The organism is Serratia sp. (in: enterobacteria), assembly GCF_052400455.1.
In the GTDB taxonomy this organism is placed as follows: domain Bacteria; phylum Pseudomonadota; class Gammaproteobacteria; order Enterobacterales; family Enterobacteriaceae; genus Serratia; species Serratia ureilytica.
The window spans coordinates 4777556-4797822 of sequence record NZ_CP185812.1 but is presented as its reverse complement, the minus strand read 5'-3'; the positions used below and the strand labels follow the sequence as shown (position 1 = coordinate 4797822).

The window sequence follows — 20267 nt, the reverse complement described above, 5'->3', positions numbered from 1 at the left end:
CCCCCTTTGTCTGCGTATGAAGGGCTCACGGTGTGAGCCCTTTTTGCGTTGGCCGTCGCATAACCGACAATATCGGCGCGCCGTTTTTTTTGCTAAAATGACTGCCCATTCACGGTTAGTCAGTTCATTGATAATGAAGAAAAAACGGCCGGTACTCCAGGATGTGGCGGACAAGGTGGGCGTGACCAAGATGACGGTGAGCCGTTATCTGCGCAATCCCGACCAGGTTTCCGCCGCCCTGCAGCAAAAAATCGCCGTCGCGCTGGATGAGCTGGGCTACATCCCCAACCGCGCGCCGGACATTCTCTCCAACGCCACCAGCCGGGCGATTGGCGTGCTGTTGCCGTCGCTGACCAACCAGGTGTTCGCCGAAGTGCTGCGCGGCATCGAAAGCGTGACCGACGCGCACAACTACCAGACCATGCTGGCGCACTACGGCTATCTGCCGGAGCGCGAAGAAGAGCGTCTGACCTCGCTGCTGTCTTACAATATCGACGGTTTGATCCTGTCCGAGCGCCACCACACGCCGCGCACCCTGAAGATGATCGAGGTGGCGGGCATTCCGGTGGTAGAGCTGATGGACTGCGTCTCGCCGTGCATCGATCTGGCGGTGGGCTTCAACAACTTCGAGGCGGCGCGCCAGATGACGCAGCAAATCATCGCGCACGGCCACCGTCACGTGGTCTACTTCGGCGCCCGTCAGGATGAACGTACCATCATCAAACAACAGGGGTATGAGCAGGCGATGCGTGAATCCGGCCTGGAGCCGTACAGCATCATGACCGCGCGGTCTTCCTCCTATTCCGCCGGCGGCGAGCTGCTGCGCCAGGCGCAGCGCGATTATCCGCAGATCGACAGTATCTTCTGCACCAACGATGACCTGGCGATCGGCGCGGCCTTCGAGTGCCAGCGACAGGGGCTGTCGATCCCGCAGGACATGGCGATCGCCGGTTTCCACGGCCATGACATCGGTCAGGTGATGGTGCCGAAGCTGGCCAGCGTGCTGACCCCGCGCGAGCGCATGGGGCAGATCGGCGCCGAGCGCCTGCTGGCCCGGCTGCGCGGCGAAACGGTGTGCCCGCGCATGGTGGACGTCGGTTTCACCGTGATCCCAGGCGGCAGCATCTGAGCCATTTTAACGTTCTGTTTTAACACCCTTTCTTTTTGCAGCGCGTCCTGAGGCGCGCTGGTTATCCCGCCTGTAAGCCCGCCGCTCGTTGCCGACATAAGTTTGATCTCTGTCCCAGAACGCGAATTTTAGCCGCTTACCCGGTTCCGAGGCTTATGTTGTTACCGGTATCATGATACCGGTAACAACGAGTGGGCGGTCATCTTGCTGCAAGACTGAACCTCTGAATCAACAACACCTACAGCTCTTCTTAAACACCGGGAAAGAGCCTAAAAATAAAACAACCGCACGCTTTACGCCTATCGTAAAGAGAGTCGCGATAAAAGGTTGGAGAAAAACTATGCCATTAGTGATTGTTGCAGGCGGCGTAGCGCTGCTGCTGCTGCTGATGATCCGCTTCAAGCTGAACGGCTTTATCTCTCTGGTTCTGGTTGCTCTGGCGGTCGGGATTGCACAGGGGATGCCGGTCGATAAGGTCATCGGCTCCATCAAGGCCGGCGTGGGCGGCACGCTGGGCAGCCTGGCGCTGATCATGGGCTTCGGCGCCATGCTCGGCAAGCTGCTGGCGGACTGCGGCGGCGCACAGCGCATCGCCACCACGCTGATCGACAAGTTCGGCAGAAAACACATTCAATGGGCGGTGGTGCTGACCGGTTTCACCGTCGGCTTCGCGCTGTTCTACGAAGTGGGCTTCGTGCTGTTGCTGCCGCTGGTGTTCACCATCGCCGCCTCCGCGCGCATTCCGCTGCTGTACGTCGGCGTGCCGATGGCCGCCGCGCTGTCGGTGACTCACGGCTTCCTGCCGCCGCACCCGGGCCCGACCGCCATCGCCACCATCTTCCATGCCGACATGGGTAAAACCCTGTTGTACGGCACGCTGCTGGCGATCCCGACGGTGATCCTGGCCGGCCCGGTCTATGCCCGCTTCCTGAAAGGCATCGACAAGCCGGTGCCGGAAGGCCTGTACAACCCGAAAACCTTTACCGACGCGGAGATGCCGAGCTTTGGCGTCAGCGTCGCCACGTCGCTGGTGCCGGTGATCCTGATGGCGCTGCGCGCGGTCGCTGAAATGGTGCTGCCGAAGGGCCACAGCTTGCTGCGCTTCGCCGAGTTCTTCGGCGACCCGGTGATGGCGACCCTGATCGCCGTGCTGATCGCTATCTTCACCTTCGGCCTGAACCGCGGCCGCACCATGGATGAAGTGATGGGCACCATCACCGATTCGATTAAAATCATCGCCATGATGCTGTTGATCATCGGCGGCGGCGGCGCCTTCAAGCAGGTGCTGGTGGACAGCGGCGTCGAGCAGTACATCGCCGGCCTGATGGAAGGCAGCAACGTTTCGCCGATCCTGATGGCCTGGTCTATCGCCGCCGCGCTGCGTCTGGCGCTGGGGTCCGCCACCGTGGCGGCAATCACCGCCGGCGGCATCGTGGCGCCGCTGATCGCCACTACCGGCGTCAGCCCTGAGCTGATGGTGATTGCGGTCGGTTCCGGCAGCGTTATCTTCTCGCACGTCAACGATCCGGGTTTCTGGCTGTTCAAGGAGTACTTCAACCTGAGCATCATGGAAACCATCAAATCCTGGTCAGTGCTGGAAACCATCATCTCGGTGTGCGGCCTGGTGGGCTGCCTGCTGCTGGCGACGGTCGTATAATCTTTATCCGGCGCCCTGCGGGGCGTCGGCGTTCCAAAGTATCTTTATCAGTCGGGACGCATTTGGCGCTCGCGCCAGTTCCCATAAGGGCATGACACAATGAGCAATCCGCAGAATCACGTATTTATCCTGATGGGCGTGTCCGGCAGCGGCAAATCCGCCGTAGCCAGCGCCGTCGCCCGCGAGGCCGATGCCGCCATGCTGGACGGCGATTATCTGCATCCGCGCGCCAACATCAACAAGATGGCTGCCGGGCATGCGCTGGACGACAACGATCGCGCCCCGTGGCTGGCGGCCTTGAACGACGCCATCTTCGCCATGCAACGCACCAATCCCGTGTCGCTGCTGGTCTGCTCGGCGCTGAAGAAAAGCTATCGCGACCGCCTGCGCGAAGGGAATAGCAACCTGCATTTCCTCTACCTGAAAGGCGACAAGGCGGTGATCGAGGAGCGCCTGAAGCAGCGCAAAGGTCATTTCTTCAAACCGCAGATGCTGGTTTCGCAGTTCGCCACGTTGGAAGAGCCGGGCGAGCAGGAGCCGGATGTGCAAGCGATCGACATCAACCAGCCGCTGGACGGCGTGGTCGCCGATACGCTCGCCTATATTCGCCGCGTTACCGCCCGCTGAGCGCGGGCCGTTGTCGGCGCCGCCAGGCGCCTACAGCTTCATGTAAGCCCGCACGCCGTCCAGGAACATCTGGGTCGACAGCATCACCAGAATCAGCCCCATCAACCGCTCCAGCGCGCTGACGCCTTTGCTGCCCAGCAGGCGCAGGAACAGGTTCGACATCAGCAAAATGGCCGCAGAGAGGCCCCAGGCGATCAACAGCGCCGCCACCAGATGGGGCAGTTGATGCGGATACTGGTGCGACAGCAGCATCAATGCAGCCAGAATCGACGGCCCGGCCACCAGTGGGATCGCCAGCGGCACCAGGAACGGCTCCTCGCCGGCGGACAGCCCGGAGCTGTTTCCTTCCTGCGAGGGGAAAATCATCTTGATGGCGATCAGAAACAGGATGATGCCGCCGGAAATGGAGACGGTTTCGGTGCGCAGGTTGAGGAACGCCAGAATTTTCTCGCCGGCGAACAGGAAGATCAGCATCAGCAGCAGGGCGATCAGCAGCTCGCGAATCAACACCACGCGGCGGCGGCGCGGTTCCAGGTGTTTGAGCACCGACATGAAAATCGGCAGGTTGCCCAGCGGATCCATAATTAAAAACAGCAATACCGTAGCGGAAATCATCTCTGTCATGGTGCCCTCGTGATTGGGAAAACGCCTCGGCCTTTTCGGCCGCGTCCTTGCCTATAAGAAGGATTGCTGAGAAATCCCCAGCCATCGAATAAATTCACTTTGCGCCCGCGCCGACATTTTGTAAGGTGAGGAGATATTGCACACAACTCGTTATCACCTAATAAGCCCTTATCCGGGCGGGACACAGATATCATGAAAAACGTTGGTTTCATCGGTTGGCGCGGAATGGTCGGCTCGGTTCTCATGCAACGCATGACGGAAGAGCGCGATTTCGACGCCATTCGCCCGGTCTTTTTCTCCACCTCGCAGCACGGTTCTGCCGCGCCGGCCTTCGGCGGCCAGCAGGGCACGCTGCAGGATGCCTATGACATCGACGCCCTGAGCGCGCTCGATATCATTATTACCTGTCAGGGCGGCGATTATACCAACGAAGTTTATCCTAAGCTGCGCGCCAGCGGTTGGCAGGGTTACTGGATCGACGCGGCTTCGTCGCTGCGCATGCAGGATGACGCCATCATCATTCTGGATCCGGTCAACCACGCGGTGATCCAGCAGGGCCTGGACAAAGGCATCAAAACCTTCGTCGGCGGCAACTGCACCGTCAGCCTGATGCTGATGTCCCTCGGCGGCCTGTTCGCCAACGATCTGGTGGAGTGGGCGTCGGTTGCCACCTACCAGGCGGCCTCCGGCGGCGGCGCGCGCCACATGCGCGAACTGCTGACCCAAATAGGCATGCTGCACGCCGATGTGGCGAAAGAGCTGCAGGATCCGGCCTCCGCCATTCTGGATATCGAGCGCAAGGTGACCGAGGCGACCCGCAGCGGCAAACTGCCGACCGACAACTTCGGCGTGCCGCTGGCCGGCAGCCTGATCCCGTGGATCGACAAGCAGCTCGACAACGGCCAGAGCCGCGAAGAGTGGAAAGGCCAGGCGGAGACCAACAAGATCCTCAACACCGGCAGCGTGATCCCGGTCGATGGCCTGTGCGTGCGCGTGGGCGCGCTGCGCTGCCACAGCCAGGCGTTCACCCTGAAGCTGAAAAAAGACGTGTCGCTGCCGGAAATCGAGCAGATGCTGGCGACGCACAACGACTGGGTGCGCGTGATCCCGAACGACCGCGAGCTGACCATGCGCGAACTGACGCCTGCGGCGGTGACCGGCACGCTGAATACGCCGGTCGGCCGTCTGCGCAAGCTGAATATGGGGCCGGAGTACCTGTCGGCGTTCACCGTAGGCGACCAACTGCTGTGGGGCGCGGCCGAGCCGCTGCGCCGCATGCTGCGCATCCTGCTGTAAACCCATACTTCCTGGGGGCTGAGCGCTTTCAGCCCCCTAACGCCTTATTTTCCGCTTTTTTGTTCGCTGCGCGCCGCGTCGGGCAGCGTTATCGCAAGTCTCGTTTCATTGGGCTGTACCCCGCATCTCTTCTCGTCGGCCGCCGCATGCAGATGCCGTCAGGCTGGCAGTTTTCTTAATGAAGAATTTTCCTCACCAATGCCGAGCAGTTTTTAACAGACATTGGCTATGCTTAACGCAGGGGTGAACACTTTTTCACCATGACTGAAATATTTCAAAAAATAAGCATAAAGAGCGAAATTCAGGTCGGCAGAGTAAAGATTGGTCAATAACCGACCGCAATCACGCTTTAGAGTCCGAATGCATTGCATGATGACCAAAACGGCCAAGGAATAACCAACAAGCCGTGCTTAGATCATGCTGTTAATCTAAGGAAGAAGACTATGCCTGTACTTCCCGATCGTGACGTGATTGATCAGATCATCTCCGGCCATTACGCCGATCCCTTTGCTCTGCTTGGCATGCATGCGACCGATAACGGTCTGCAAGTGCGCGCGCTGCTGCCGGACGCCGGCGCAGTCTGGCTGGTGGAACAGCAAACCGGCCGGCGACTGGTGCAGCTGAACTGCGACGATCCGCGCGGTTTCTTCAGCGCCGTGGTGCCGCGGCGAAAAAATCCTTTCCGCTATCAGCTGCAGGTCAGCTGGCGCGATCATCAACAGATCGTCGACGATCCCTACCGGTTCGGCCCGCTGCTGCAGGATATCGACAGCTGGTTATTGGCCGAAGGCACGCACCTGCGCCCCTATGAACGGCTGGGCGCTCACCTCGTCACGCTGGATGGCGTCGACGGCGTCAGCTTTGCGGTCTGGGCGCCCAACGCGCAGCGCGTCTCGGTGGTGGGGGAATTCAACTTCTGGGACGGCCGCCGCCACCCGATGCGTCTGCGGCGTGAGAACGGCATCTGGGAGTTGTTCTTGCCCGGCGTGCGGGCCGGGCAGCTGTACAAATATGAAATCGTCGATTGCTATGGCAATACCCAACTGAAAGCCGATCCTTACGCCTTTGAGGCGCAGATGCGCCCGGATACCGCCTCGCTGGTGGCGCCGCTGCCGGAGGTGGTGCCGTCGACGCCGGCGCGCCGCCGCGCCAACGATTTTGACCAGCCGATCGCCATTTACGAGGTGCATCTCGGATCATGGCGGCGCCACACCGATAACCACTTTTGGCTCAGCTACGGTGAACTGGCGGTGCAGCTGATCGACTATGTGAAGGACATGGGATTCACCCATATCGAGTTGCTGCCGGTCAACGAGCACCCGTTCGACGGCAGCTGGGGCTACCAGCCGCTGGGGCTGTATGCGCCGACCCGGCGCTTCGGCACGCCGGCCGACTTCAGGGCGTTTGTGGCGGCGGCGCATGAGGCGGGCATCAACGTGATCCTCGACTGGGTGCCGGGGCACTTCCCCAGCGACGCCTACGGCCTGGCGAATTTCGATGGCACTGCGCTGTACGAATACGCCGATCCGCGCGAGGGCTACCATCAGGACTGGAATACGCTGATTTACAACTACGGTCGCCACGAGGTGCGCAACTACCTGGCGGGCAACGCGCTGTATTGGCTGGAGCGCTTCGGCATCGACGCGCTGCGGGTGGATGCGGTGGCGTCGATGATCTATCGCGACTACAGCCGCGCCGACGGCGAGTGGGTGCCGAATTACTACGGCGGCAACGAGAATCTGGAGGCCATCGCCTTCCTGCGTTATACCAACCAGACTATCGGCCAGGCGCAGCCGGGCGCGGTGACGCTGGCGGAGGAATCCACCGACTATCCCGGCGTCACCCTGCCGCCGGACGCCAACGGCCTTGGGTTCCACTACAAATGGAACCTCGGCTGGATGCACGACACGCTCAATTACATGAAGTGCGATCCGGTGCACCGCAAGTATCACCACAACCAGATGACCTTCGGCATGCTGTACGCCTATACCGAGAACTTCGTGCTGCCTATCTCGCACGATGAAGTGGTGCACGGCAAAAAATCGGTCCTCGACCGTATGCCGGGCGACGCCTGGCAGAAATTCGCCAACCTGCGCGCCTATTACGGCTTTATGTGGGCGCATCCGGGCAAGAAGCTGCTGTTTATGGGCTGCGAATTCGCACAGGGGCGCGAGTGGAATTTCGATACCAGCCTCGACTGGCATTTATTGGAAGGGTTGGATAACTGGCATAACGGCGTGCAGCGGCTGGTGCGCGATCTGAACCACTGCTACCGGCAGCAGGCGCCGCTGTACGAGCGCGACTACCGGCCGGACGGCTTCGAGTGGCTGGTGGTCGACGATCACGACAACTCGGTGTTCGCGTTCGCGCGCTACGATTCGCAGGGCAATGAGCTGATCGCCATCAGCAACTTTACCCCGGTGCCGCGGTACCGCTACCGCATCGGCCTCTCGCGCGCCGGTGACTACCGCGAGATCCTCAATACCGATTCGCACCACTATCACGGCAGCAACGCCGGCAATCAGGGGCGGGTCTCTTCCGAAGCGGTCGGCAGCCACGGCCGCGACTTCTCCATCTGCGTAACGCTGCCGCCGCTGGCGACCATTTATCTGTTGCGGGAGGCGCCATGACGGAGCTGACGGCCGGCCTCGCCGCGCCGCTGGGCGCGCATTACGACGGCGAAGGCATCAACTTTACCCTGTACTCGGCGCACGCGGAGCGGGTGGAGCTGTGCCTGTTCGACGGCCAGCAGCGCGAAGTGCGCCTGCCGCTGCCGGCGCGCAGCGGCGATATCTGGCATGGCTACTTACCGGGCGGCAGGCCGGGGCAACGTTACGGTTACCGGGTCTACGGCCCGTTTGACCCGGCGAACGGACAGCGTTTTAACCCCAACAAACTGGCGCTCGATCCGGCCGCGCGCGCGGTGGAAGGGCCGGTGGCGGATCACCCGCACCTGCACGGCGGTTACGAGCAGCCGGACCCGCACGACAGTGCGGAGCTGATGCCGAAGTGCGTGGTGGTGGACGAACAGTATGACTGGCAGGACGATCGCCCGCCTGCCACGCCCTGGGGACAGACGGTGATTTACGAAGCGCACGTGCGCGGCCTGACGCTGCTGCACCCGCAGATCCCGCCGGCGCTGCGCGGCAGCTTCGCCGCATTGGGGCACCCGGCGATGATCGCCCACTTCAAACGCCTCGGCATCACCGCGCTGGAACTGCTGCCGGTGCAGCAACATACCTCCGAACCGCGCCTGCAGCGGCTGGGGCTGATCAACTATTGGGGCTATAACGTGCTGGCGCCCTATGCGCCGGACAACCGCTACGCCAGCCTGAGCACCGATGCCACGCCGCTGAACGAATTCCGCGATGCGGTCAAGGCGCTGCACAAAGCCGGCATCGAGGTGATCCTCGACGTGGTGTTTAACCACAGCGCCGAGCTGGATATGGACGGGCCGATGCTGTCGCTGAGCGGCATCGATAACCTGAGCTACTACTGGCTGACGCCCGAAGGGGACTATGTCAACGACACCGGCTGCGGCAACACGCTGCGGTTGGATCAGCCGCAGGGCGTGGCCTGGGTGATGGATTGCCTGCGTTTTTGGGTGCGGGAGTGCCACGTCGACGGCTTCCGTTTCGATCTGGGCAGCGTGCTCGGCCGCACGCCGGGGTTCGATCGCGATGCGCCGCTGTTCCAGGCGATGCTGGCGGACGATGTGCTGTCGCGCTGCAAGCTGATCGCCGAACCCTGGGACATTGGCCCCGGCGGCTATCAGGTGGGGGCGTTTCCCGGCCGCTTCGCCGAATGGAACGATCATTACCGCGATGACATGCGTCGTTTCTGGCTGCAGAGCGGCGTATCGCTCGGCCAGTTCGCCCGGCGTTTTGCCGCTTCCAGCGATCTGTATAACCAGCGCGGGCGAGCGCCTTACGCCACCGTCAATATGCTGACCGCCCATGACGGTTTTACCCTGCAGGACGTGGTCAGCTTCAATGAGAAACACAATCAGCCCAACGGCGAGGGCAACCGCGACGGCAGCGATCGCAATTTCAGCAACAACCACGGCGTCGAAGGCCTGGTCGCCGACGACGCCATTGTGCAACGCCGCAGGGCCAGCCAGCGGGCGATGCTCGCCACGCTGTTGCTGTCCCAGGGAACGCCGATGCTGCTGGCCGGCGATGAACAGGGACACAGCCAGCAGGGGAACAACAATGCCTATTGTCAGGACAACGCCACCACCTGGCTCGATTGGGCCACGGCGGACGACGCGCTGACCGATTACGTCGCGGCGCTGATCGCGCTGCGCCGCCAGATCCCCGCGCTGCAGCAGGACCGCTGGTGGCAGCAGGACGACGGCAGCGTGCAGTGGCTGAACGCGCAAGGGCAGGCGCTCGACGCGCAGCAGTGGGAGCAGGGCGAGCCGCTCATGCAGATCCTGCTGTCGCAGCGCTGGCTGCTGCTGATCAACGCCACGCCGCAAACGACGGAGATGAGGTTGCCGGAAGGCGATTGGCAGGTTGTCGCCCCGTTCACTCAGGAAGACTCACGGGCGGTATTGCCCGCCTGGCACCAGGCCGCGCGCTCGCTTTGCGTACTGGTACGGAAATAATAAAAGGAGTCCGCTATGGTTAGGTTTGAAAATAAAGACCCCCTGATGTTGGCGCGCCAGCTGCCGATTAAATCCGTAGCGCTGATCCTGGCCGGCGGCCGCGGTTCACGTCTGAAAGATTTGACCTCCACCCGCGCCAAGCCCGCCGTCCACTTTGGCGGCAAATTCCGCATCATCGACTTCGCCTTGTCGAACTGCCTGAACTCCGGCATCCGCCGCATCGGCGTGATCACCCAATACCAGTCGCACACGCTGGTGCAGCACATTCAGCGCGGCTGGTCGTTCCTCAACGAGGAGATGAATGAGTTCGTCGATCTGCTGCCGGCCCAGCAGCGCCTCAGCACCGAGCATTGGTACAAGGGCACCGCCGACGCGGTGTACCAGAACCTGGATATCATCCGCCGCTACGAGGCCGAATACGTGGTGATCCTGGCGGGCGATCACATCTACAAGATGGATTATTCGCGCATGCTGATCGACCACGTCGAGAAGGGCGCTCAGTGCACCGTGGCTTGCCTGCCGGTGCCGCGCAGCGAAGCCGGCGAATTCGGCGTGATGAAGGTGGATGAAAGCGACCGCATCATCGAGTTTCTGGAAAAGCCCGCCGATCCGCCGGCGATGCCGGGCAACCCGGATATGTCGCTGGCCAGCATGGGCATCTATATTTTTAATGCCGCCTACCTGTTCCAACTGCTGGAAGAGGATATGTCGACCCCCGGCTCCAGCCACGATTTCGGCAAGGATCTGATCCCGAAAATCACCGCGCAGCAGGCGGCGTGGGCGCATCCGTTTACCTTGTCCTGCGTGACGTCCAACCCCGACTTGCCGCCTTACTGGCGCGACGTGGGCACGCTGGACGCTTACTGGCGCGCCAATCTCGATCTGGCGTCGGTGACGCCGGAGCTGGACATGTACGACCGCGCCTGGCCGATTCGCACCCACATGGAACCGCTGCCGCCGGCCAAGTTCGTGCAGGATCGCTCCGGTAGCCATGGCATGACCATGAATTCGCTGGTGTCCGGCGGTTGCATCGTCTCGGGCTCGGTGGTGGTGCATTCGGTGCTGTTCCCGCGCGTGCGAGTGAACTCGTTTTGCACCATCGACTCTACCGTATTGTTGCCGGACGTGAACGTCGGCCGTTCCTGCCGCCTGCGGCGCTGCATCATCGACCGCGCCTGCCATATTCCGGAGGGCATGGTGATCGGGGAAAACGCCGATGAGGACAGCAAGCGTTTCTATCGCTCGGAAGGCGGCATCGTGCTGGTGACGCGCGAAATGTTGTCAAAATTGTGAGTTAACGTGGGGGGCAGAACGATAGCCTGCCGCCCGATGAACGGTTCGATGGCTTGCGCAACGCGGCACACATAACAGCGGCAAGCCTGCTTTATTTCTTATCCAGAGGCCTTCGGCCGACTTTCAGGAGTGATAATGCAGGTCTTACACGTATGTTCTGAAATGTTCCCCCTGCTGAAAACGGGCGGACTCGCAGACGTGGTTGGCGCGCTGCCGGCGGCGCAAATCGCCGAAGGCGCCGATGTTCGGGTGCTATTGCCCGCTTTCCCTGACGTACGCAACGGCATACCCGACACCGTGCTGGTGGCGGAGATAGACTCGTTCGCCGGCCGTGTCGGCCTGCGTTACGGCACCTACCATGGCGTGGGCATTTACCTGATCGATGCGCCCTGGCTGTATGACCGGCCGGGCAGCCCATACCACGATCAGTCCATGTACGCCTACCCCGACAACCACCGGCGCTTTGCGCTGCTGGGCTGGATGGCCTGCGAGCTGGCCAAGGGGCTGGATCGCTACTGGCGTCCGCAGCTGGTGCACGCCCACGACTGGCATGCCGGCCTGAGCTGCGCCTATCTGGCCGCCAACGGCCACCCGGCGCGTTCGGTGTTCACCGTGCACAACCTGGCCTATCAGGGCCTGTTCTCCGCCCATCATGTGACCGAGCTGTGGCTGCCGGCGTCGTTTTACGATGTCTATGGCCTGGAGTTCTACGGCCAGATGTCGTTCCTCAAGGCCGGGCTGTTTTATGCCGACCACGTGACCGCCGTCAGCCCGACCTATGCGCGCGAGATCACCCGGCCGGAGTTTGGCTACGGCATGGAGGGGCTGCTGCAGGAGCGGCAGCGGCAAGGCAGGTTGAGCGGCATCCTCAACGGCGTGGACGACAAGATTTGGGATCCGGCCCACGACCCGCGGCTGAGCGCCCGCTACGACGCCGACGATCTGAAAAGCAAGGTCAAAAACAAGCTGCATCTGCAAAAGGCCATGGGGCTGAAGGTGGACGAATCGCTGCCGGTGTTCGCGGTGGTGAGCCGATTGACCAGCCAGAAAGGCCTCGATCTGGTGCTGCAGGCGCTGCCCGAATTGCTGGCGCAGGGCGGGCAGTTGGCGCTGCTGGGCGCCGGCGACGCGGTGCTGCAGCAGGCGTTTCTGGCCGCCGCCGCCGACTACCCTGAGCAGGTCGGCGTGCAGATCGGTTATCACGAATCCTTCTCCCACCGCATCATCGGCGGCGCCGACGTCATTCTGGTGCCGAGCCGCTTCGAGCCCTGCGGCCTGACGCAGCTCTACGGCCTGAAATACGGCACGCTGCCGCTGGTGCGCCGCACCGGCGGACTGGCGGACACGGTCGTGGACTGCGCGCTGGAGAACCTGGCCGACGGCACCGCCAGCGGATTCGTGTTCGACGATTGCGACGCTGTCGCGCTGGGCAACGCCATCCGCCGCGCCATGGTGCTGTGGAGCCGGCCGAAACACTGGCGCCACGTTCAGCGCCACGCCATGAGCGTGGACTTCGGCTGGCCGGTGGCGGCGAAAGAGTATTTATCGCTTTATCAACGCTTGTAGCCCGCGATTCGCGTCGCGAGTTGACGCGCGGCGGGCAACCGTAAGGGTAGATTGTCGGGGCGCAGCGTACGTACCGCGCCCATGTTCAGCGGGGCCAGCTATTCCGCGGCGGATGGCTGGGCTCCCCATTAGGGATTAAAAGCCATGACTTCACCGTTTAGTTACACCTCACCTACGGTCAGTGTGGAAGCGCTGAAACATTCCATTGCCTATAAGCTGATGTTTATCGTCGGCAAGGATCCGGCGATCGCCAACCGTCACGACTGGCTCAACGCCGTCCTGTTCGCGGTGCGCGATCGCATGGTGGAGCGCTGGCTGCGCTCCAACCGCGCCCAGCTGTCTCAAGACGTGCGGCAGGTGTATTACCTGTCGATGGAGTTTCTGATCGGCCGCACGTTGTCGAACGCGCTGCTGTCGATGGGCATTTATCAGGACATCGACAACGCGTTGAACGAGATGGGGCTGAACCTGGCGGAGCTGCTGGAGGAAGAGAACGACCCCGGGCTCGGCAACGGCGGTCTGGGCCGGCTGGCGGCCTGCTTCCTCGACTCGCTGGCGACGCTGGCGCTGCCGGGGCGCGGCTACGGCATTCGCTATGAGTACGGCATGTTCAAGCAGAACATCGTCAACGGCCAACAGATGGAATCGCCGGACTACTGGCTGGAGTACGGCAATCCGTGGGAGTTTCCGCGCCATAACACCCGCTACAAGGTGCGCTTCGGCGGCCGCGTGCAGCAGGAGGGGGCCAAGGCCCGCTGGCTGGAGACCGAAGAAATCGTGGCCATCGCCTACGATCAGGTGATCCCCGGTTTCGACACCGACGCCACCAACACGCTGCGGTTGTGGGGCGCGCAGGCCAGTAACGAGATCAACCTCGGCAAGTTCAATCAGGGCGATTACTTCGCGGCGGTGGAAGATAAAAACCATTCGGAGAACGTGTCGCGCGTGCTCTATCCGGACGATTCGACCTCCTCCGGGCGTGAATTGCGCTTGCGACAAGAGTATTTCCTGGTGTCGGCCACGGTGCAGGATATTCTCAATCGCCATTGGCTGATGCACAAAACCTTCGACAACCTGGCGGACAAGATCGCCATTCACCTCAACGACACTCACCCGGTGTTGTCGATTCCGGAGCTGATGCACCGGCTGATCGACGAGCACAAGTTCAAGTGGCTCGACGCCTGGGAAGTGGTGGAGCAGGTATTCTCCTACACTAACCACACGCTGATGAGTGAGGCGCTGGAGACCTGGCCGGTGGACATGCTCGGCCGCATCCTGCCGCGCCATCTGCAGCTGATTTTCGAGATCAACGATCACTTCCTCAAAATGGTGCAGGAGGTGGCGCCGGGCGACAACGATCTGCTGGCGCGGGTCTCGATCATCGACGAAACCAACGGCCGTCGGGTGCGCATGGCGTGGCTGGCGGTGGTGGCCAGCCACAAGGTCAACGGCGTTTCCGCTCTGCATTCCGAACTGATGGTGCAGTCGCTGTTCGCCGACTTCGCCCGGCTGTTCCCGACTCGTTTCTGCAACAAAACCAACGGGGTGACGCCGCGTCGTTGGCTGGCGCTGGCCAACCCGCCGTTGGCGGTGGTGCTGGACGACTGCATCGGCCAAACCTGGCGCACCGATCTCAGCCAGCTGAGCGAGATCAAGGCCAACATCGATTACCCGAGCTTCCTGCAGGCGGTGCAGCGCGCCAAGCGGCAGAACAAGGAGCGGCTGGCGCTGTACATCGCCAAAACGCTCAACGTGGTGGTTAACCCGGATGCGCTGTTCGACGTGCAGATCAAACGCATCCACGAGTACAAACGGCAGTTGCTCAACGTGTTGCACGTCATCACGCTGTATAACCGTTTACTGGCCGACCCTGATATCGAGCGCGTGCCGCGGGTGGTGATCTTCGCCGGCAAGGCGGCCTCGGCCTACTATGCCGCCAAGCAGATCATCCGCCTGATCAACGACGTGGCCAAAGTGATCAACAACGATCCGCGCGTGCATACCCAGTTGAAGGTGGTGTTCATTCCGAACTACGGCGTCAGCCTGGCGCAGATCATCATCCCGGCGGCGGATCTGTCGGAACAGATCTCGCTGGCGGGCACCGAAGCCTCGGGCACCAGCAATATGAAGTTCGCGCTGAACGGCGCGCTGACCATCGGCACGCTGGACGGCGCCAACGTCGAGATGCGCGAGCACGTGGGGGAGGAGAACATCTTTATTTTCGGCAATACCGCCGAGCAGGTCGAGGAACTGCGCCGCAACGGTTACAACCCGCGCCAGTACTACGAGCAAGACCCAGAACTGCATCAGGCGCTGACGCAGATCGCCACCGGCATGTTCAGCCCTGAGGAGCCGAAGCGCTATGGCAATTTGTTCGACTCGCTGGTGAACCTCGGCGACCACTATCAGCTGTTGGCGGATTACCGCAGCTATGTGGACACGCAGGACAAGGTGGACGAGGTGTATCTCAATCAGGACGAGTGGACGCGGCGCGCGGTGCTGAATATCGCCAATATGGGTTACTTCTCATCCGATCGCACTATTCAGGAATATGCGGATGAAATTTGGCACATTAAGCCGGTGAAGCTGTAAAGCGGGACAGGAAAAAAGCAAAGGGCCGGATAACCGGCCCTTTTTCGTTACGCTGCGGCTCAGGAAGCCAGCGACAGCGCTTTCGTTTTCGCGTGTTCCGCCAGCCCGGCTTTCACGCGCGCCTGCTGCGCTTCGTCCAGCCACATGCCCAGCTTGGTGCGGCGCCAGATAGCGTCGTCCAGCTCCACGACCCACTCTTTCTCGGTCAGGTAGCGCAGTTCGGCTTCATACAGACCGTGGCCGAAATCTTCGCCCAGATCGGCGAGGCCGTTGGCGCCGGCCAGGATCAGCTCGCTCTGGCTGCCGTAGGTGCGGGCATAGCGGCGCGCCAGGGCTTCCGGCAGCCAGCCGTGCGCACGGCGCAGTTTGGCCGCGTAACCGTCGCGGTCGCCGTCGATGTCACCGCCCGGCAGCGTGGCGTTTTTGGTCCACGCCGGGCCGCAGCCTGGGTAGTAGTGGGCCAGTTTTTCCATCGCATGTTCGGCCAGCTTGCGATAGGTGGTCAGCTTGCCACCGAAGACCGACAGCAGCGGCGCTTTGCCTTGCTCGTCGTGCACGTCCAGCGTGTAATCGCGGGTGATCGCCTGCGGTGAATCGGATTCGTCGTCGCACAGCGGACGCACGCCGGAGTAAGTCCAGACGATGTCGTCGCGGCCCAACTGCTTCTTGAAGTGATCGTTGTACACTTTCAGCAGATAAGCGATTTCGTTCTCGTCGATCTTCACGTCTTTCGGATCGCCTTTGTACTCCACGTCGGTGGTGCCGATGATGGAGAACTCGTCATTCCACGGGATCACGAACACGATGCGGTGGTCTTCGTTCTGCAGAATGTAAGACTGCGGCTGATCGTGCACGCGCGGCACCACGATGTGGCTGCCTTTGATCAGACGGATGCCGTAAGGCGATTTCAGCTTCAGGCCGTCGTCGAAGAAGTTTTTCACCCATGGGCCGGTGGCGTTCACCAGGCCTTTGGCGCGCCAGGTGAAGGTTTTGCCGCTGTCGATATCGACCGCTTCCACCATCCACAGGCCGTTTTCGCGCCATGCGCGGGTCACTTTGGTGCGGGTGCGCACTTCGCCGCCGCGTTTTTCCACTTCCTGCGCGTTCAGCACCACCAGGCGAGCATCGTCGACCCAGCAGTCGGAATATTCGAAACCGCGCTTCAGCTCAGGCTTCAGCACCGATTCTGGTCCAAAGCGCAACCCCTTGCTGCCCGGCAGGCTGGTGCGTTTGCCCAGGTGATCGTACAGGAACAGGCCGATACGGATCATCCAGGCCGGACGCAGATGCGGCTGGTGCGGCAGGCGGAAACGCATCGGGAACGCGATGTGCGGCGCCAGTTTCAGCAGCACTTCACGTTCGGCCAGCGCTTCGCTCACCAGCCGGAATTCGTAGTGTTCCAGGTAGCGCAGGCCACCGTGGATCAGTTTGGAACTGGCGGAAGACGTAGCACAGGCCAAGTCTTGCGCTTCCAGTAGCAGTACCGACAGCCCGCGCCCGGCAGCATCCGCCGCGATGCCGGCACCGTTGATGCCGCCACCGATAACGATCAAGTCTTTGGTTTCCACGTCATCTTCCTCCAGATGTTCGAAATAGCTCTTTCATGTTCGTTTTCGCTCATGATTGTAATCAAAAACCAACAAGCAAGCCAAGACTTAACCAAACAAAAACATTTAGGCGTGATAGAGGTAACAGTTTGGTGATGATAGTCACACAAGTAGCATGGATATGGCGCGGGCGCGCAAACGGCTGTCGGTGAGGGGGTTAAAGGGATGAAACGGGGCGGCGGCGCGCCCCGCAGGTTAAGGCCGAATCAGCACAGCTCCAGCTGCACGTCGTACTGTTCGATGATTTTCATCACGCTCGGCGGCGGCAGCTGGTCGGTAAACAGGTAGTCGATCAGGTTCATGTTGCCCAGGTTGACCATGGCGTTGCGGCCGAATTTGGAGTGGTCGGTCACCAGCATCACGCAGCGGGAATTTTCGATAATCGCGCGTTTGGTGCGCACTTCGTGATAGTCGAATTCGAGCAGCGAGCCGTCCATATCGATGCCGCTGATGCCGAGAATGCCGTAATCGAGACGGAATTGGGAGATGAAGTCCAGGGTGGCTTCGCCCATGATGCCGCCGTCGCGGGTGCGCACTTCGCCGCCGGCCAGGATCAGGCGGAAGTCTTCTTTGGCGGTCAGCAGGGTGGCGACGTTAAGGTTGTTGGTGACCACGCGCAGGTTCTTGTGGTTCATCAGCGCATGGGCCACCGCCTCCGGCGTGGTGCCGATATCGATGAACAGCGTGGCGCCGTCCGGGATCTGGCTGGCGACGCGCTGCGCGATGCGGGCTTTCTCTTCCGACCACATCACCTTGCGATCGTTATAGGCAGCGTTGACCGAGCTGGAAGGCAGCGCCGCGCCGCCGTGGTGACGCTGGATCTTGTTCTGGTCGGCCAGGTCATTCAAATCGCGGCGAATCGTTTGCGGGCTGACGTCAAAATGCTCGACCAGCTCTTCCGTGCTGACGTAACCCTGCAGGCGCACCAGCTCGATAATTGCGTCATGACGCTGTGTTTGCTTCACGATAATCCCCTAAAACGCCCGCTATGCCCGCTGGGCATAGCTCCCGGCTGTTATTGTTCGTTGTGTGCGCGATGACGCGTATCCCAAAATGCCATCAATAACCCTAACACTAAACCGGCTACGTGTGCCGCGTTGGCGATCGACATTCCTAAAATATCGAAATATCCGGCCACCAGCCACAGCACCGAGAACACCATCAGGCCGCGCGGCAGCGTCAGGCCGCGCTCCGGCGCCCGTTCGCCCGACAGCCAGACATAGCCCATCAGCGCATAGACCACGCCTGACAGCCCGCCGAACAGCGCGCCGCTGAACAGCGATTGCGCCCAGCCGCTGAAGAACGCCGACACCACCGCCAGCACGAACAGCTTGCCGGCGCCGAGGCGTTTTTCCATCTGGCCGCCGAGATACCACCACCACATCAGGTTAAACAGGATATGCAGCAGGGAGAAATGCAGGAACGCATGGCTGACCCAGCGCCACAGCTGGGTGTATTGGCTGCTGTCTTGTGGCCAGGAGAGCCAGTACATCACGGTATCGTCGCCGAGCGCCTGCATCAGAATATAGACCGCGATACACAGCACCATCACGCCGAGCGTCAGCGGCCCGGCCTTGCTGCGCAGGGTGTGCAGGTAGGACTCGCTCTGATAGTGCAGGCCGGCGTCGGTATGGCCGGTCTGCCAGCTGGCGGCCTGATAACGGCGGTTGAGCGGATCGACCAGAAACTGCTGCAGCTCGTGTTGCACCTGCTCGAGATGACCTTCGTCGGCCAGCCAGATTTCCGCCGCCTCGCCGCTGTTGCGCAGCTCAAGCCGGATGCCCTGGGTCGCCATATAGTCGACAAAGGCCAGCGCCAGGCGCGGGTTGGATACGGCGATTACTCTAACCATTGCTCTTCCGTCGTAAGTGAATGATTTTGGCCGCTGCTTGCGCGCCGGCGACCCTGACGGCCGATTATAACGTCGAAATCCTGAGCGCTGGCAAACGGATCTGCGAAAAACCCGCGAAAACGCGCATAAAAACGAAGGGGAAGCCCGCCGACGCACGGCGGGGAGCGGGGATCAGGCTGAGGTTTCCACGTCTTGCGGATACTGACGGGCCCAGGCCTCGAAGCCGCCGTCGATGCTGTAGACCGCGTCGAACCCCTGGTGCAGCAGGTATTGCGCCGCGCTGCGGCTGCTGTTGCCGTGGTAGCACATCACCATCACCGGCCGCTCGAAGTCGTTTTGTTGCATAAAGGCCGACAGGGTGGCGTTGGTGAGGTGAAAGGCGCCCGGCGTATGCCCGGCTTCAAAACTTTGCGGATCGCGGATGTCGACCAGGGCGGCGCTGCCCTCTTTCCAGCGGGTGTAAGCCTGTTCAACGTTGATCGCTTCGAACTGTTCCATACTGCTGACTGCCTCATTATTGGGGGACGCCGCTATTGTAACCAACTCTGCGGCGTTTAAGACCAGAGCAAGCTTGTGGTTTTCTCACACCAGCAGCACTTCTACCCCTTGTTGACGCAGTTGCTCAACGATCGCCGAATCGGCGGCGCGGCCGGTGATCACCATGGCGATTTGCTCGGTGCGGCTGAACAGCATGCCGGCGCGTTGGCCGACTTTGCTGCTGTCGACCAGCACCACCAGTTTACCGACGTAGTTGAGCATCTTCTGTTCCGCCATCGCGGTCAGCATATCGGTTTTATACAGGCCGTCAGCGGTGAGGCCGATACCGCTGGTGAACATCCAGTGCCCGGCGTACAGGGTGGCGTCGCCGTCCTGGGGCGCCAGAGTAATCGACTGGGTTTTGTTGTACTGGCCTCCCATGATCACCACGCTGTCGTGTTCCTGCTCGATCAGGTAATTGGCCAGCGGCAGATAATTGGTGATCACCTGAACCGGCTTGCCGCAAATTTCACGGCCCAACAGAAATGCGGTGGAACCGCAATTGATCACCACGCTTTCACCCGGCTGACAGAGCTGTGCCGCGGCCGCCGCAATACGCATTTTTTCGTCCAGGTGCTGGGTTTGGTGGATATTGAGCGGCGTCCAGGCCGGGCGCGGAGTTTGTGTGGCTTCGGCGCCGTTGCGCACTTTGCGCAATTTGCCGATTTCATTCAGTTTGTTGATGTCCCGGCGCGCGGTGGCCGGAGAGATGTCAAACGCCGCGATGACGTCCGCCACGGAGATTTGCCCCTTGCGCTGCAAGAGATCGAGAATGGCGTTGTGGCGTTGGGACTCTGTCATGCGGGCTCCGTCGGAGAGAGAAAACGTCGTTGCCTATGATTATATGCGCGCCGTTTGACGATTTGAATCATTCCCGT

The 20267-nt window shown here is 61.4% G+C and carries 15 protein-coding genes; 9 read left to right on the top strand and 6 right to left on the bottom strand.

Annotated features, from left to right (window positions below; all coding sequences use genetic code 11):
* Nucleotides 1-133: 133 nt before the first annotated feature.
* The 3 genes from gntR (at nt 134) to gntK (ending at nt 3413) form a co-directional block, all read left to right on the top strand.
* Nucleotides 134-1129 (top strand): gluconate operon transcriptional repressor GntR, encoded by a 996-nt coding sequence (gene gntR / locus ACORQT_RS23055; protein WP_004930833.1) that lies wholly within the window; start codon nt 134-136, stop codon nt 1127-1129.
* A 340-nt stretch (nt 1130-1469) separates the two neighbouring features.
* A complete protein-coding gene (gene gntT / locus ACORQT_RS23050; protein ID WP_016930400.1) occupies nt 1470-2786 on the top strand; it encodes a gluconate transporter in 1317 nt (438 codons plus the stop codon).
* Nucleotides 2787-2885: 99 nt separating this feature from the next.
* On the top strand, nt 2886-3413 hold the full coding sequence (gntK, locus tag ACORQT_RS23045; RefSeq protein WP_046687937.1) for a gluconokinase: 528 nt from the start codon (nt 2886-2888) through the stop codon (nt 3411-3413).
* Nucleotides 3414-3443: 30 nt separating this feature from the next.
* Here the strand turns inward: gntK and ACORQT_RS23040 are convergent, their stop codons facing one another.
* Nucleotides 3444-4037, bottom strand: a complete 594-nt coding sequence (locus ACORQT_RS23040) for a YhgN family NAAT transporter (RefSeq protein ID WP_025159894.1) — start codon at nt 4035-4037, stop codon at nt 3444-3446.
* A 192-nt stretch (nt 4038-4229) separates the two neighbouring features.
* Between ACORQT_RS23040 and asd the strand changes: the two genes are divergently transcribed.
* The 6 genes from asd (at nt 4230) to glgP (ending at nt 15393) form a co-directional block, all read left to right on the top strand.
* Nucleotides 4230-5333, top strand: coding sequence for an aspartate-semialdehyde dehydrogenase (gene asd, locus ACORQT_RS23035; RefSeq protein ID WP_444859285.1), 1104 nt, complete (start codon nt 4230-4232; stop codon nt 5331-5333).
* A gap of 443 nt (nt 5334-5776) precedes the next feature.
* A complete protein-coding gene (gene glgB / locus ACORQT_RS23030) occupies nt 5777-7963 on the top strand; it encodes a 1,4-alpha-glucan branching enzyme (RefSeq protein WP_033645310.1) in 2187 nt (728 codons plus the stop codon).
* Nucleotides 7960-9942, top strand: coding sequence for a glycogen debranching protein GlgX (gene glgX, locus ACORQT_RS23025; RefSeq protein WP_033645309.1), 1983 nt, complete (start codon nt 7960-7962; stop codon nt 9940-9942). The genes glgB and glgX overlap by 4 nt, the downstream gene beginning before the upstream one ends.
* Before the next feature lie 15 nt (nt 9943-9957).
* Complete coding sequence (glgC, locus tag ACORQT_RS23020; RefSeq protein WP_004930810.1) at nt 9958-11235, top strand: glucose-1-phosphate adenylyltransferase; 1278 nt, start codon at nt 9958-9960, stop codon at nt 11233-11235.
* A gap of 135 nt (nt 11236-11370) precedes the next feature.
* The gene (glgA, locus tag ACORQT_RS23015; RefSeq protein WP_033645308.1) at nt 11371-12801 is read left to right on the top strand and encodes a glycogen synthase GlgA; all 1431 of its coding nucleotides are present in this window, start codon (nt 11371-11373) and stop codon (nt 12799-12801) included.
* 144 nt (nt 12802-12945) lie between these two features.
* Nucleotides 12946-15393: a glycogen phosphorylase gene (glgP, locus tag ACORQT_RS23010; RefSeq protein WP_164057628.1), complete on the top strand. Its 2448-nt coding sequence runs from the start codon at nt 12946-12948 to the stop codon at nt 15391-15393.
* A 59-nt stretch (nt 15394-15452) separates the two neighbouring features.
* On the opposite strand, the gene glpD is transcribed toward glgP, so the two are convergent.
* From glpD to ulaR, 5 genes are all read right to left on the bottom strand, one after another.
* Nucleotides 15453-16961 (bottom strand): glycerol-3-phosphate dehydrogenase, encoded by a 1509-nt coding sequence (glpD, locus tag ACORQT_RS23005; protein WP_444859284.1) that lies wholly within the window; start codon nt 16959-16961, stop codon nt 15453-15455.
* 245 nt (nt 16962-17206) lie between these two features.
* Nucleotides 17207-17965, bottom strand: a complete 759-nt coding sequence (locus ACORQT_RS23000; protein WP_004930797.1) for a DeoR/GlpR family transcriptional regulator — start codon at nt 17963-17965, stop codon at nt 17207-17209.
* A 50-nt stretch (nt 17966-18015) separates the two neighbouring features.
* Nucleotides 18016-18852, bottom strand: a complete 837-nt coding sequence (gene glpG, locus ACORQT_RS22995; RefSeq protein WP_444859283.1) for a rhomboid family intramembrane serine protease GlpG — start codon at nt 18850-18852, stop codon at nt 18016-18018.
* Between the two features lie 171 nt (nt 18853-19023).
* On the bottom strand, nt 19024-19350 hold the full coding sequence (gene glpE, locus ACORQT_RS22990; RefSeq protein ID WP_004930790.1) for a thiosulfate sulfurtransferase GlpE: 327 nt from the start codon (nt 19348-19350) through the stop codon (nt 19024-19026).
* Between the two features lie 84 nt (nt 19351-19434).
* The gene (gene ulaR, locus ACORQT_RS22985) at nt 19435-20190 is read right to left on the bottom strand and encodes an HTH-type transcriptional regulator UlaR (RefSeq protein ID WP_033651753.1); all 756 of its coding nucleotides are present in this window, start codon (nt 20188-20190) and stop codon (nt 19435-19437) included.
* Nucleotides 20191-20267 lie beyond the last annotated feature (77 nt).

Coding starts and splice junctions, on each gene's coding strand:
- gntR (WP_004930833.1), top strand. CDS start 134: ATGAAGAAAAAACGGCCGGTACTCCAGGATGTGGCGGACAAGGTGGGC.
- gntT (WP_016930400.1), top strand. CDS start 1,470: ATGCCATTAGTGATTGTTGCAGGCGGCGTAGCGCTGCTGCTGCTGCTG.
- gntK (WP_046687937.1), top strand. CDS start 2,886: ATGAGCAATCCGCAGAATCACGTATTTATCCTGATGGGCGTGTCCGGC.
- ACORQT_RS23040 (WP_025159894.1), bottom strand. CDS start 4,037: ATGACAGAGATGATTTCCGCTACGGTATTGCTGTTTTTAATTATGGAT.
- asd (WP_444859285.1), top strand. CDS start 4,230: ATGAAAAACGTTGGTTTCATCGGTTGGCGCGGAATGGTCGGCTCGGTT.
- glgB (WP_033645310.1), top strand. CDS start 5,777: ATGCCTGTACTTCCCGATCGTGACGTGATTGATCAGATCATCTCCGGC.
- glgX (WP_033645309.1), top strand. CDS start 7,960: ATGACGGAGCTGACGGCCGGCCTCGCCGCGCCGCTGGGCGCGCATTAC.
- glgC (WP_004930810.1), top strand. CDS start 9,958: ATGGTTAGGTTTGAAAATAAAGACCCCCTGATGTTGGCGCGCCAGCTG.
- glgA (WP_033645308.1), top strand. CDS start 11,371: ATGCAGGTCTTACACGTATGTTCTGAAATGTTCCCCCTGCTGAAAACG.
- glgP (WP_164057628.1), top strand. CDS start 12,946: ATGACTTCACCGTTTAGTTACACCTCACCTACGGTCAGTGTGGAAGCG.
- glpG (WP_444859283.1), bottom strand. CDS start 18,852: ATGGTTAGAGTAATCGCCGTATCCAACCCGCGCCTGGCGCTGGCCTTT.
- glpE (WP_004930790.1), bottom strand. CDS start 19,350: ATGGAACAGTTCGAAGCGATCAACGTTGAACAGGCTTACACCCGCTGG.
- ulaR (WP_033651753.1), bottom strand. CDS start 20,190: ATGACAGAGTCCCAACGCCACAACGCCATTCTCGATCTCTTGCAGCGC.